Source organism: Streptomyces sp. NBC_00872 (assembly GCF_045161915.1).
Taxonomy (GTDB): domain Bacteria; phylum Actinomycetota; class Actinomycetes; order Streptomycetales; family Streptomycetaceae; genus Streptomyces.
This window is the reverse complement of the sequence record NZ_CP108806.1, coordinates 2,578,338-2,591,464: the sequence shown is the minus strand read 5'-3', so window position 1 is coordinate 2,591,464 and position 13,127 is coordinate 2,578,338. Positions and strand designations below refer to the sequence as shown.

General features: G+C 71.5%; 15 protein-coding genes. 6 read left to right on the top strand and 9 right to left on the bottom strand.

The features are described from left to right. Positions 1–52: 52 nt before the first annotated feature. The 9 genes from OG214_RS10985 to OG214_RS10945 form a co-directional block, all read right to left on the bottom strand. Positions 53–1,288: a phosphopentomutase gene (locus OG214_RS10985; protein WP_405984639.1), complete on the bottom strand. Its 1,236-nt coding sequence runs from the start codon at positions 1,286–1,288 to the stop codon at positions 53–55. 83 nt (positions 1,289–1,371) lie between these two features. Next, entirely contained in the window at positions 1,372–2,535 is a 1,164-nt protein-coding gene (locus OG214_RS10980) for an alanine racemase (RefSeq protein WP_405984638.1), read from the bottom strand. Between the two features lie 2 nt (positions 2,536–2,537). After that, positions 2,538–3,656, bottom strand: coding sequence for an aminotransferase class V-fold PLP-dependent enzyme (locus OG214_RS10975; protein WP_405984637.1), 1,119 nt, complete (start codon positions 3,654–3,656; stop codon positions 2,538–2,540). 1 nt (position 3,657) lies between these two features. After that, the gene (locus OG214_RS10970; RefSeq protein ID WP_405984636.1) at positions 3,658–4,815 is read right to left on the bottom strand and encodes a phosphotriesterase; all 1,158 of its coding nucleotides are present in this window, start codon (positions 4,813–4,815) and stop codon (positions 3,658–3,660) included. 110 nt (positions 4,816–4,925) lie between these two features. Next, positions 4,926–6,338 carry a YhfT family protein gene (locus OG214_RS10965; protein ID WP_405984635.1) on the bottom strand — a complete coding sequence of 471 codons (1,413 nt, stop codon included), beginning with the start codon at positions 6,336–6,338 and terminating at the stop codon, positions 4,926–4,928. Positions 6,339–6,366: 28 nt separating this feature from the next. Continuing rightward, on the bottom strand, positions 6,367–6,723 hold the full coding sequence (locus OG214_RS10960) for a DUF2620 domain-containing protein (RefSeq protein WP_405984634.1): 357 nt from the start codon (positions 6,721–6,723) through the stop codon (positions 6,367–6,369). Between the two features lie 88 nt (positions 6,724–6,811). Next, on the bottom strand, positions 6,812–7,186 hold the full coding sequence (locus tag OG214_RS10955; RefSeq protein ID WP_363081467.1) for a PRD domain-containing protein: 375 nt from the start codon (positions 7,184–7,186) through the stop codon (positions 6,812–6,814). A gap of 132 nt (positions 7,187–7,318) precedes the next feature. Next, positions 7,319–8,257 carry a GntR family transcriptional regulator YhfZ gene (yhfZ, locus tag OG214_RS10950; protein WP_405984633.1) on the bottom strand — a complete coding sequence of 313 codons (939 nt, stop codon included), beginning with the start codon at positions 8,255–8,257 and terminating at the stop codon, positions 7,319–7,321. Positions 8,258–8,387: 130 nt separating this feature from the next. Next, on the bottom strand, positions 8,388–9,239 hold the full coding sequence (locus OG214_RS10945; protein WP_405984632.1) for a methyltransferase domain-containing protein: 852 nt from the start codon (positions 9,237–9,239) through the stop codon (positions 8,388–8,390). A gap of 282 nt (positions 9,240–9,521) precedes the next feature. Here OG214_RS10945 and OG214_RS10940 point away from each other — a divergent pair, with 282 nt between their 5' ends. The 6 genes from OG214_RS10940 (at position 9,522) to trmD (ending at position 13,022) form a co-directional block, all read left to right on the top strand. Beyond that, on the top strand, positions 9,522–9,671 hold the full coding sequence (locus tag OG214_RS10940; protein WP_405984631.1) for a hypothetical protein: 150 nt from the start codon (positions 9,522–9,524) through the stop codon (positions 9,669–9,671). Between the two features lie 283 nt (positions 9,672–9,954). After that, complete coding sequence (locus OG214_RS10935) at positions 9,955–10,548, top strand: hypothetical protein (RefSeq protein WP_066950741.1); 594 nt, start codon at positions 9,955–9,957, stop codon at positions 10,546–10,548. Between the two features lie 219 nt (positions 10,549–10,767). Next, positions 10,768–11,208, top strand: coding sequence for a 30S ribosomal protein S16 (gene rpsP / locus OG214_RS10930; RefSeq protein WP_066950739.1), 441 nt, complete (start codon positions 10,768–10,770; stop codon positions 11,206–11,208). Between the two features lie 2 nt (positions 11,209–11,210). Further along, the gene (locus OG214_RS10925; protein WP_017947632.1) at positions 11,211–11,450 is read left to right on the top strand and encodes an RNA-binding protein; all 240 of its coding nucleotides are present in this window, start codon (positions 11,211–11,213) and stop codon (positions 11,448–11,450) included. A 151-nt stretch (positions 11,451–11,601) separates the two neighbouring features. Continuing rightward, a complete protein-coding gene (gene rimM / locus OG214_RS10920; RefSeq protein ID WP_405984630.1) occupies positions 11,602–12,201 on the top strand; it encodes a ribosome maturation factor RimM in 600 nt (199 codons plus the stop codon). Next, positions 12,201–13,022, top strand: coding sequence for a tRNA (guanosine(37)-N1)-methyltransferase TrmD (gene trmD, locus OG214_RS10915; RefSeq protein ID WP_363081472.1), 822 nt, complete (start codon positions 12,201–12,203; stop codon positions 13,020–13,022). Before rimM ends, trmD begins: the two co-directional genes overlap by 1 nt. Positions 13,023–13,127 lie beyond the last annotated feature (105 nt).

Here is a 13,127-nt window from a genome sequence, read left to right as displayed (position 1 = left end):
GAGGGCTGTTCGCCGGCGCGGTCGGGTCCCGGTGCCCCGGTGCCCCGGGGGGTCAGGAGCCGACGGGCGCGGTCCTGGTCCGTACGGCACCGTTCGCCAGGGCTCCGGTGTCCAGGCCCAGCGACTGTGCCGCCAGGGCACCGACGTCCGCCAGTGTCGGCGCGTCCGGGAGCGGTTCGGCCCCGGCCGCGCCCGGCCGGTGGATGAGCACGGGCACGTACTCACGCGTGTGATGGGCATGGCCGATCGTCGGGTCGTTGCCGTGGTCGCCGGTCACGATCAGCCGGTCGCCGGGCCGGTCCAGCAGCCCGATCAGCGCGGCCAGCCCCGCGTCGGTCCGCTCCAGGATCCGCCCGTAGCGCTCCGCGTCCTGCTGGTGTCCCGCGAGATCGGTCTCCTGCACATTGGTGACGACCAGCGCGTCGCCCGGGGCGCGCACCGCCTCCAGCGTGTGCGCGAGGACCTCCGCCGTGTCGACGGCGGGCCGCCGTACCGCCGCCTCGCAGACGAGGATGTCCGCCGCCTTGCCGACCAGGGTGACCGGGATACCCGCGCGGGCCGCCAGTTCGGGCAGCTGCCGGGTGTGGTCGAGATCCGCGCCCAGATGCCGGACCTCAAGACCGCCGTTGCGGTAGAAGCCGGAGGCCGGGGTGTCGAGCCCGACCGTACCGCCGTCCCCGTCCCGTACGTACGCGCCGAGCGGCCCGTCCGCGTGGCCGCCGACGGCGATCACACGGGCGACGGGCGCCACGGTCCGTACCGTACGCGCGACGGCGAGGATCCGGTCGAAGGGCAGATCCGTCAGCCGTCCCGAGGCGTTCCAGTTGATGCCCGGGTCGGCCTCCAGATTGTCATGGACCAGCACGGAGCCGTCGACGAGCAGCAGCGGACGGCCGTCCCACCGCTCCACCGCGTGCCCCGCGGCTCCGAGCGCCGAGGAGACCTCGTCCAGATGCTCCCCGAGCCGTGCCACCGTCACCCGGCCGAAGTCCGCGCCCATCATGGTCTGGTGCCCGGCGAAGGTGTCCGCGCCCGGATAGCCGAGCGCGGCCCGGCCCACGGCCACCGGGAGCGCAGGGCCCCTGGCCAGATCCCGGTGCGGACGGACGAGTCCGAGTCCGAGCGATCCGAGGGCGGGCAGACGCAGCGGTCGGCCGAGCGCCGACCGGCAGTGGTCGAGAACATGCCCACAGGTGTCGGCCGCGAGATCACCGGGCCGCAGCGCCCCGGCGTCCGGCATGGCGCCGATCCCGAATCCGTCGATGACGAGGACGACGGTCTTGCTCATGGCTGCTGGCTCCTTGGTCCTGACTGGACAGACTGGACAGGGCCTTGCTGATGGCCCCTCACAGGGCCCGGCCGCGTGGCCCCTCACAGGGCCCGGCCCCGGCTGTCGTACAGACCGGTCAGCCGGGGCTCGCCGGCCGAGAGACCGGAGACGACCGCGACGGTCGACCGGGTGACGAAGATCTGGGTACGGAAGGCGAGTACGGCGGTGTCCCCGGCCCGGACCGCGCCCGGCGAGGCGGGCGCCTCCAGCAGCCGGTAGTAGTCGATGTTCTCGGCGGGCGCGTCCTGCACCGCGAGGCGAGTTCCGGTGCGTGGCAGCAGGGCGTCACGGATACCCGCGCGCGGGTAGAAACCGCCGCCGTGGAGCGCGGGCCGGCCGTCCGCGAGGGTGTGCGCCACCTCGCTGACATACACATAGGCGGGCCGTTCCGGCTGGTCCGGGTCGATCGCGTGCAGCGGGGTGGTGCCGGTCAGGGCGTGGCCGGGCTCGCCATGGGTGGCGCCCAGCTCCGCCAGCAGCGGCAGGCTCGCCATGGAGGTGGCGCTGGGGGCGCTGAGCTTCAGCCCCTCATGGCCGCGCGCGGCGAGCGACTCCCGTGCCTTGAGGACCAGTTCGAAGGTGGCGGTCGGGACGGGAACACCGGTCACCGGATCGCAGAGCACACAGGGGAACGCGGTGACCCCCGCGATCCTGATGCCCGCGAGCTCTTCCGCGGCGGCGGCGAAGTCGTCCAAGGAGTCGAGCGGTACACCGCCTTCCTGGCCGGGATAGACCGATCCCGCGGCGCCCTCGATCCGTACGAGCACGTCCTGGACGAAGCCCAGTTCACGGGCGGCGTCCGAGACGGCCCGCGCGTTGGCGAGATCGAAGACGGTCACGGCCTCGGGCCGCCATACGAGCATCTCCGGCAGATCGCGGCGCGGGATCTGCACGAGATGGCCGAGGTTGCCCGCCCGCGCGCCGTTGGCGCGCAGGATCCGTGCCTCGGACGGATCGATCGCGGCGAAGCGCGGGATGTGCCGGGCGATCGCCCGGATCAGCGCGGGGTTGCGGCCGAGCTGCTTGACGACGAACCAGAGCGAGAGTCCGAGCCGTTCGGCCTCGCCGGCCAGCAGCGCCGCGTTGGCCTCGACGGCGTCGGCGTCGATGACATAGGTGTCGGGCGGGACGGTCCCGGACCGGTGCAGCGCGGTCGCCGTGCCGACGAGCGCGGGGTTACGGGTGAGGACGGTGTCGAGGAACACGGTCAGCCCTTCAGCTCGTGCAGCGAACGGCGCAGGATCTCGATGACGAGATCGGCTCCGGCCCGCATGGGGTTGATCCGTACGGCCCAGTCGGCGAGTCCGGGGGTGTCCTCCAGCGACGAGCCGGACAGCCGGTAGACGAGCGGGGCGATCTCGTAGCGGGAGTTGGAGCCCACGGGGTAGGGCGCCGCGCCGTGCCGCGCGGCGACGGCGGGCAGTTCACGGGCCACCGGCCGGTCGAGCCGTACCAGCAGACAGCGGTCCTGGGCGTTGGCGATCCGTACCTCCGCGACCCCGGGCACCTCACCGGCGGTGAGCCGGGCCGCGACCTCCTCGCCCACCTGGGACTGGAGCGCCCACATGACGGGGACATGGGTGAGGGCGCGCAGCGCGTCGAGCGCCTGCTGTCCCTGGACCTGGCCGCCGCCCGAGTAGTTGTCGGCGCGCACACGTGCGACGAGATCACGGGCGCCGACGACCGCTCCGATCCCCTCGGGGCCGTGCAGCTTGAAGAGGGAGAAGCAGGAGGCGTCCGCGCCCAGTTCCACTCCGGAGGCAGGGACACGCATCACCGCGTAGTTGTCGTCGACGACGGTACGGACCCCGGCGGCGCGGCAGAGCGCGAGGACCTCGCCCGGATCGTAGGAGTCGGCGAGCCGCTGTCTGCTGTGCTGGACGTACGCCCAGCCGAACGCGCCGGACTCCAGGGCCTCCCGTAGCGCCGTCGGGTCGTTGAAGTCGGCCTCCGTGGTGCGGACGCCGAGCCCGCGCAGGGTGGTGGCGGTGGTCCTGTAGACGGGGGCCCGGTGGATCAGCAGGGGGGCGCCGGGGGAGACGACGGCCTGGAGCGCGGCCCGGATGGCGCCCGTTCCCGCGCCCTGGACGAGCGCGGCGTCCTCGGCGCCGAAGTGGTCGGCGAGTACGGCCTCGACCCGCGCGGTGGCACGGGGCCGGCCGAGGCCCGGTACGACACCGGCGTCGGCCTCGAAGAGCTGGGGGCCCTCGAAATGGGCGGCGACACACTCCAGCAGCCGGTACTGGAGCCGGACCGCGTCCTCCAGCGCCACCGTCGCCAGTGGGAACGTCGGGGGAAGCTGTGCCGGGGAAAGCTGTACGGACATCTCAGATCTCCTCCGCGTCGGGTCCGGTGCTGGTGCTGGTGCTGGTGCCGACGTCGGTGTCGGCGCCGGTCAGAAAGCGCACCGGATTGCGGCGCGTCATCAGATCGATCAGCGAGTCGTCCACGCCCGCCGCGCGCGCCTTCGGCAGGAAGGAGCGGAAGAGATGCCCGTACCCCTGACCGCCCTCCGACTCCAGATAGCCATGGCGCGAGATGTCGCCGCTGAGCAGGATCCGGTCCGCGTGTCCTGCCTCCAGCAGCGACAGCAGCAGCCGCAGCCGGGTGTCGTCGCTCTGGTAGCTCTCCTTGCCGACGGTGTCGAACGCGACATACGCGCCGCTCGCGGCCAGTTCACGGTGGACGGCGGGGTCGTCGAGCAGATCCTGGTGGCCGAGGGAGATCCGGTGCGGTGCCAGTCCCGTACCGGTGAGCAGTTCGAGCTGGGCGAGCGCACCGCGGCCGAGCTGGGCATGGGTGGCGAGGGAGAGTCCGGTGGCGAGGGCGGCATGGGCGGAGGCGAGGAGCGCGCGGGTCTCGGGCTCGCTCGGCCGGTCGCCGTGGCTGCCGATCTCACCGAGGACACCGGGCCTGATACGGGTCTCAGCGGATCCGGCACCGACACCGGACGCGGCACCGGCGCTGGCACCGGATCCGGCACCGGCGCTGGCACCGGATCCGGATGCGGCACCGGATCCGTCGGCGAACTCGTCGGCGGGTCCGTCGGCCGACTTGTCGGAGAAGCCGTCCGTGATCTCCCTGACCAGCGTCTCGGTGAGCTGTGCCACGCTCGCGCCGCGGATCTCGTCCGGGTGGAACGGTTCGTAGTACCAGCCGGTGGCCGCGACGACCGCGACCCCGGACTCCTCGGCGATACGGGCGAGGGCGCGCGGGTCACGGCCCATACCCCGGCAGGTCAGCTCGATGACCAGGCCGAGTCCGAACTCGGCGCGCAGAGCGCACAGTTCGGCGGTGACGGCGGACCGGTGGCGCACGGTGTCCAGGACGGCGGCGCCGTCGCCCGCCCGGTCGAGATCGAGGACGAGATGTTCATGGGCGAGCGCCGGGCCGCGTACGGCGGAGACGGGCAGCGACCCGGCGACGGTGCGCAGTTGACGGCTGGTGTGGGGGGCCGGGGGATGAGCCCCGGGGTGGTGCTGCATGGTGCGGGTGCCTTCCTGGCGCGCTCTGGTCGGGGGCGTGCCTGGATCGGACGGATGGTTGGGCGGATCGGACGGTCGGACGGATCGGCAGGAGGGAGGGGCGGCCGGCCTCAGCCCTTCAGCGGGGTGAACAGATCCAGCCAGTAGAGGATGTTGAGCAGCACGCCACCGGCCAGGACCGCCGCGGGCGCCGCCGCCATCCGCACCACGGGCCTGCCCATCGCCTCGTTCAGGAGATAGAGCCCACCCACGACGAGGATGCCGAGACCGCCGCCCATGACATTGGCCGCGAGCAGGGAGCCGAAGAGGATCGCGAGCGCCAGCGTCTCGGTGATCGCGCCGCGCAGATACTCGGAGGAGTCCCGGACGCTCGGCAGCTTGCCGAGGACCTTGCCGATGGAGGACAGGGCCAGCACTTCGAGGGCGAGGACCACGGCGCCGACGACGGCCGCCAGCAGCGGGTTCGGCAGCAGATAGCCGATGGGGTAGACGAGCGTGAAACCGGCGATGCCGTACGCGCCGGAGGCGAGCGCGGTCGTCGCGATCAGCGGGACGAAGCCGAAGACCCGGTAGAAGTCGACCTGGGCCGCCTCGCTGTACTGCCCCTTGGCTATCAGAAAGCTGGTGGCCTCGCCCCCGCCGAATATGTGCATCTGCGCCAGGACGCAGATTCCGGCGCCCAGCACCATGAACAGCGGCAGATGGCGGCGCAGTCGCAGGGCGCTGGTGCTGAACAGGGAGGCCATCGGATCGACTGTGCTCTCCTGGCTCCCCTGGCTCCCCTGGCTCCCTTGGCTTCCCTGGCTCTCCTGGCTTTTCTGCCCCGGACCGGAGATCTGCTCCCCGGCCGCGAGGGCGGCGGCCCGGTCGGCCTCGCGCTGGGCCAGGTCCTTCCTGACCGCGAGGCCGATGAGCAGCAGCACCCCGGCGGCCATGGCCAGTGAACCGGCGAAGACGTTGGGCCAGAGCTTCATGGTCAGGATGACGAGCGCCAGCTCCAGCACGGCGGCCAGAGCGCCGCGCGGCCGGCCGAACTGCCTGGTGATCGCGAGCACCGGGAAGAGCGTGAAGAGGAAGAGGATCGGCGTCGACATCTGCTGCATCGCCGTCAGGAAGTCGACGGGCAGATCGTGCGCCACGTCATTGGCTCCGCCGAGTCCGAAGACGACCAGCGCGCCCCAGGCGCCGCCGAGCAGCGGCGCGAGCCACTTCCTGGGCGCGAGGATGCCGAGGATGTCGGTCGGCAGGAAGAGCAGCCACGGGTTGAGCACTCCGCTGGAGAGGGCCATCGGGGCGCCGAGCCCGAAGATGAAGCCCGCGGAGAGCCCGAAGGACACCGCCGTGGTGGCGGAGCGCTTGGAACGTCCCTGGATGAAGTCGAGCATGAAGGGGCGTACACCGTCGTTGAAGACGGCCAGGGCCAGATGCGAGATGAAGGCGGTCAGCGCGCACATGGCTATGACGAACAGTTTCTGGGTCAGCGAGAAGTCCAGACCGGTGCTCGCTGCGAGGACGGTGCTCACGGGGATGTCTCCTGGTCGGCTTCGGCGGTCAGTCGCGCGCGGCGATCGCGCGGGCCATGATCGGGGCGATCACATCGATCTGGTCGATGGCGAAGCCGAAGACCTTCTTGCCGTCCGCCAGCAGTCCGGCGACCTGCTCCTCGGTGGGCACGGACCGGCCGAAGGTGTGGCAGAGCGGCTGTCCCAGCAGCCCGACGAGGATGCCGAGAGAGGCGCCGGCGCCGGTGTGGCAGGTGCCGAGGTAGTAGTCGGCCTGGCCGGCGCGGAGTTTCATCGCCGCGTCCATGTCGTTGGAGAGGGTGATCTCCAGTCCGTCGAGGGCGAGGGCGCCCACGGTCTGCGCGACCTCGGTCTTGCCGACGCCACCGGTGAGAATCTTTGTCATGGCTCAGTCCTTGTCCTTCTCGCTCGGGGGAGTCGAGGGCGGTTCGGGTCGAGGGCGGTTCGAGTCGGGGGCGGTTCGGTCGGCGGTCTCAGCCGGCGGAGTGCCGGCCGAGTACGGCGAGATGCAGTGCCAGGAAGTTGATCTCGGACTCCGGGAGCGCGGCGCCCAGTTCGCGCCGGGCCCGTACGGAGACGGCGCGCGCCCGCGCCACGGCGTCGGGGTGTCCCACGAGTTCGGCCGCCACCTGCTCGTCGGTACGGAACTCGTCGATCGGCGCCCCGTCGAGGAGCCGGTTGAGCGCCATCATGAGATGGCTGGTCAGCATGGCCGCCGTGTCCTCGGTCACGGTGTTGCCCTCGGCGGCCAGGGCGTCCAGCTCGTCCCCGACGAACGCGGCGACCTCGGGCCTGACCTGGCCGCTCTCGCGGAACAGCGTGATGCGCAGGGCGAGCTGGTCGTCCATGGTGCTCCTTTCCCTCCGGCCGGGTTCTTCCGGCGATCGATCGGACAGTAACCAGGATTTTGTATTTTGAGCCGCCGGGGACTGTGCGTCTCCCCGTGGCGGCGGTCGGTACGAGGGCGGTCGGTAGGGGGGTCAGTACGAGGGCGTGCGTTCACCGTTCAGTACCTCGGACTGGAGTGTGGTGACGACAGACAGGTCGAGTGAGTCCCGTACGGCACCCAGGGCCTTCGCCCCCTCGGTCCTGCCGATGATCGCCGCCCGGGAGTTGCGCAGGGCCAGATCGCGGGTGACCTCGTCGCCGAGCGGCAGGACGTCCACGCCCGGACCGAGCCGGCCCTGCACCTCGTCGAGGTTCCAGACGGTCGCGTCGGCCAGGTCGTGCTCGAACAGCTCGCGGAGCTGCATGTACGAGGCCTCCACCCACTTGATGTCCGCGCGCCCGGCGAACGCCCGCTCCGCGAGCATGCGCTGGTCCTCGGAGGCGTGGTCGACGGCGACGCGCAGCCCCGGTGTGCCGGGCGTGGTGCCGTGCCGCAGCAGCAGTCCGTGCGCGCCCACATAGGTCGCCGGGCCGAGATCCGCGACCAGTTCGACCGGGTGCTCCTCGATCAGGCGGTCGGCGGCGAAGCGCGAGAGCACCACGAGATCGACCTTGCCTTCGAGCAGGGCGGTGGTACGGGCACCGGCGCCCCGCATGAAGGTGATCGCGAAGGGGGCGCCCGCCGCCTCGAAGGCCGAGCGCAGCCCGGTGGCCAGTCCTTCGTAACGACGGGAGTACGGCAGCGGCATCGCGGCGAGCAGGGTTCCGAGCCCGGAGAGCCGCCACAGTATCGAGCGGTCGGAGCGGACGAGGAAGGTGCCGAGATGGCCCCGGGCCGTGGTCTCGATGGCCTGGGCGTTCTCCAGAAGCTGGAGCGCGGCCTGGACGGTTCCGTTTCCGACGCCCAGCTCCACGGCGAAGTCGCGGACGCGCGGCAGCCGGGTGTCCGGCTCGTGGTTCAGCAGCAGAACGGCGAGCTGCCGGGCCGCGAGGCCGTTACGGGTCAGAAGACGTTCGTCGAAGCCGGTCACGCAAGAGACAGTAAACAGGATTCTGGATAGTGGCAAGGGTGTGTGCCGATCCGTTGCCGAAGCGGCGGCCGGCCGTCCCGTCGCGCCGGATCGTCGCGGCTCAGGGCGTACATGCTCAGGGATTACGTGCTCAGGGCGTACGGGCGATCAGATAGCGGAAGACATTCGGCATCCACACCGTGCCGTCGCGCCGCAGATGCGGCTGGAGCGCCTCGCCGATCTCCTTCTCCACCCGCTGCCGGTCCTTCGCCAGGACCGCCCCGTCGAACACGCCGGTCGACAGCAGTCCGCGGACCGCGCTCTCCGTGTCCGCGTAGCCGAACGGGCAGGCCACCCGCCCCGAGCCGTCCGGTTCCAGCCCGGCCCGCGCCGCCACGTCCTCCAGATCGTCCCGCCGCGGCGGGCGCGGGGAGCCCTCGCGCAGCCCGCCGACCGGCCCGTCGGCGGACCGCAGCACGGCGTATGTGGCGCAGCGCTCCGGAGGACCCCAGCCCGCCAGCACCACCGGAGCACCCCGTTCCACCAGCGGTATCGCCGAGTCGAGGGCGGGCACCAGCCCCTGCGCGTCGCCCGCCACGGTGCCGATCGGCTGGAAGGCGGTGATCAGGTCGTACGGCGGCCGGCCGGGCTCCGCGGTGACCTCGGCGGTTTCGGTGATCCGGTCCGCGGGCAGGACCGTTCCGGTGCCGGCGGGCCGGTCCTCACCGTCCCGCTCCCCGTCGGCGAGCAGTCGCTCACGGGCCAGCGCCAGCCGCTCCTGGTCGGTGTCGACTCCCGTCACTCGCGCGCCCCGCGCGGCGGCGAGCAGCAGCGCGAGCCCCGAGCCGCAGCCCAGACCGAGCACCCGTGTCCCGGTACGGACCTCCAGCCGTTCGTACACCGCTTCGTAGAGGGGTACCAGCATCCGTTCCTGGATCTCGGCCCAGTCGCGGGCGCGCGCGCCCGCGCCCGTCCGTGTGTCCACGCGCGCCGTCGGGCCCATCGGTCCGTTCCCGGTGCCCGGAGCGGGCGGGCCCGCATGAGGAGGAAGCTGATGCCGGCCGAGCGTACGTGCCATGGATAGCGCCCCAATCCGCCGAGGTCCTCGATGCCCCTGTCGGGCAGCCCCCCCGATACGTGCGCGTAAAACCCCCGAACGCCAGGGAACTCCCGATCCGTGCCCACGTCCAGTGGGTGAGGGGCAAAGCGTGGATGCCCCGGGCGTGCGCCCCCGCGCACATGGCCCGATCCCGCCGCCCGTCCCCGCCGCCGTACGATTCCTGTCATGGCGAGAGCGCCAGTTCCGACGCCCCGGGCAACCGGTTTCCCCCGCGCGATCCGGCGGGCGGCACCGTGGCGTTCGTACGCCGACGGGCCGGTGCCCGAGGCGGACGACACCCCCGGTACTGTCGCCGTCGTGGCCCGCGCCTGCTGACGCCCACCGGCCGGGGGCGCCGCTCCGGCCCCGTCCGGCCCGGTACTCCCGCCCGTCGCACACCCGCACGGTGAGCTGGGGAGACGACCGGCAGACGTAGATCGTCTACGCGTCTCTGCGTACGCGGCGCTACGTACCACCTTGGGACGAGCTGTGAGGCTTCTCCGCAGATCGACGCACCTACCCTCGTCAGGACGCATCAATGGCAACTGACGGGTACGTGCAAATTATTTGGGATGCCCCGTAATGGAACCCACGGGGGCCCAGGCTCGTTGTTCACGACGTGAGCACGACACCACCTGTTCTCGCCGCAGAGCTGGCGCAGGCGTGGGCCGACATTCAGAGGTCCCACCCCGAGCTGCCGGATCTTGCCGCGCCAGAGTCCCTGATCGGAGAGTCCTCGTCCGCCTGCGGCGCGGAGCTCTCCTTCGAACGACTGCTTCATGAAGCGGTCCATGGCATCGCCGCGGCCAGAGGTGTCCGCGACACCTCGCGCGCGGGCCGCTATCACAACCGCCGATTCCTGGCCATCGCCGAGGAGATGGGCCTCGACCATCCCGAGGAGCCGCATCCCAGCAGCGGTTTCTCCCTGGTCTCGCTCAGTCCCGAGGCCAAGCGCCGATATCGCCCCACCATCGAGCGCCTCCAGCGCGCGCTGAAGGCGCACACGGTCGCGACGGCCGCCGACACCAAGCGCAGTTTCCGCGGTCCGGCCGCCCGGCACGGCTCGTCCGGCGGCGGCGTACGCGTCAAGGCGGTCTGCGACTGCGGGCGGAACGTCCGGGTCGTTCCCTCGGTCCTCGCCCAGGCGCCGATCGTCTGCGGCGGCTGCGGGAAGCCCTTCCGTATTCCGGAAGTGGTGGGAGCCGCGAGCTGATCACCCGCCACCGGGGCGGGACCCGGGGCGGGACAGCGGGCCGCCGACGGGGGGGCACGTCCCGGTTCGGGGGTGTGGCAGAATGGCGAGCTGTACTCGACAGTCGCACAGGACCCCTCTCTCCTCCGGCTGACGCGTCCATCGGGCGGATCGGGTACCGCAACCCCACGCGGCATCCCGTTGCGCCCAACCACGTCAAGACCAGGAGACACCACACCAGTGGCAGTCAAGATCAAGCTGAAGCGTCTGGGCAAGATCCGTTCGCCTCACTACCGCATCATCGTCGCCGACTCCCGCACCCGCCGCGACGGCCGGGCCATCGAGGAGATCGGTCTGTACCACCCGGTGCAGAACCCCTCGCGCATCGAGGTCGACTCGGAGCGCGCGCGTTACTGGCTGTCCGTCGGCGCCCAGCCGACCGAGCCGGTTCTCGCGATCCTCAAGCTCACCGGTGACTGGCAGGCGCACAAGGGCCTCCCGGCCCCCGCGCCGCTGCTCCAGCCGGAGCCGAAGGCCGACAAGCGCGCCCTCTTCGAGGCCGCCGCCAAGGACGCCGGCGACGAGCCCAAGGGCGAGGCCATCACCCAGAAGGCCAAGAAGTCCGACAAGAAGGCCGACGAAGCCGAGTCCTCGGCCGCCGCCGAGTCGACCGAGGCCTGAGCATGCTCGAGGAGGCTCTCGAGCACCTCGTGAAGGGCATCGTCGACAATCCGGAGGACGTGCAGGTCGCCTCGCGCAACCTGCGCCGTGGCCGTGTGCTGGAGGTCCGGGTCCACCCCGACGACCTCGGCAAGGTGATCGGCCGCAACGGCCGCACCGCGCGTGCTCTGCGGACCGTCGTGGGCGCCATCGGCGGCCGCGGCATCCGTGTCGACCTCGTCGATGTGGACCAGGTTCGCTGACAGAGCTGGAACACCGGCACGGGCCGGGGAGGGCCACCGCCTTCTCCGGCCTTCGCTGCTTTCCGCCACCGTGTTGCCGCCGCCTGTTGTCGTCTGTCGTCGTCCGTCGTCGTTGTGAATTGCCGTTCTGCCGGAAAAGAAGGTGCCTGTAGTGCAGTTGGTGGTCGGGCGGGTGGGCCGCGCCCATGGGATCAAGGGTGAGGTCACCGTAGAGGTGCGTACGGACGAGCCGGAACTGCGGCTCGGCCCCGGCGCCGTACTCGCCACGGACCCGGCCTCGGCCGGACCGCTGACGATCGGGGAGGGCCGGGTGCACAGCGGCAGACTGCTGCTGCGCTTCGAGGGCGTACGGGACCGTACGGGCGCCGAGGCGCTGCGCAACGTCCTGCTGATCGCCGAGGTGGATCCGGAGGAACTCCCCGAGGACCCGGAGGAGTTCTACGACCATCAGCTCATGGATCTGGATGTCGTCCTGGCCGACGGTACGGAGATCGGCAGGATCACCGAGATCTCCCATCTGCCCTCGCAGGACCTGTTCATCGTGGAGCGGCCCGACGGCAGCGAGGTGATGATCCCGTTCGTCGAGGAGATCGTCACGGAGATCGATCTGGAGGAACAGCGGGCCGTCATCGACCCGCCTCCCGGCCTGATCGACGACCAGGCGGAAGTCGCCGGCGGCCGGAGCGACTCGGCGAGCGACTCGGCGAGCGACACCGACGGCAGGAGCGCGTCCGGTGGGGACGGCGGCTGATGCGGCTCGACGTCGTCACGATCTTCCCGGAGTACCTGGAGCCGCTGAACGTCTCGCTGGTCGGCAAGGCCCGTGCGCGCGGCCGGCTCGACGTCCATGTGCACGACCTGCGGGAGTGGACGTACGACCGGCACAACACGGTCGACGACACCCCCTACGGCGGCGGTCCGGGCATGGTCATGAAGACCGAGCCCTGGGGCGAGGCCCTGGACGACATCCTGGCGAGCGGCTACGAGACCGGGGCGCGCGGACCGGTCCTGGTCGTCCCCACCCCCAGCGGACGCCCCTTCACCCAGGAAGTGGCCGTCGAACTGTCCGAGCGGCCCTGGCTGCTCTTCGCGCCCGCGCGGTACGAGGGCATCGACCGCCGGGTCATGGACGAGTACGCGACCCGGATACCGGTCGTCGAGGTGTCCATCGGTGACTATGTGCTGGCCGGCGGCGAGGCGGCCGTACTGGTCATCACCGAGGCCGTCGCCCGGCTGCTGCCCGGTGTCCTCGGCAACGCCGAGTCGCACCGCGACGACTCCTTCGCCCCCGGAGAGATGGCCAACCTGCTGGAAGGCCCCGTCTACACCAAGCCGCCCGAGTGGCGCGGGCGCGGGATTCCGGACGTCCTGCTCAGCGGCCACCACGGCAGGATCGCGCGCTGGCGCCGGGACGAGGCGTTCCGCCGTACGGCGCTCAACCGGCCCGATCTGATCGAGCGCTGCGACCCCGTGGCCTTCGACAAGAAGGACCGCGAGACACTCTCGATCCTGGGCTGGTCGCCGGAGCCCGGCGGCCGATTTTGGCGCAGGCCGGATGACATGGAAGAATAGGCCGCTGCCGTACGTCCGGTGTGCGCCCCTGCCACAGGGGGAACGACGCCCGCCCGACGCGAACGGCACCCCCGAACTCTCCTCTCGACATCCGCTGATGACCTG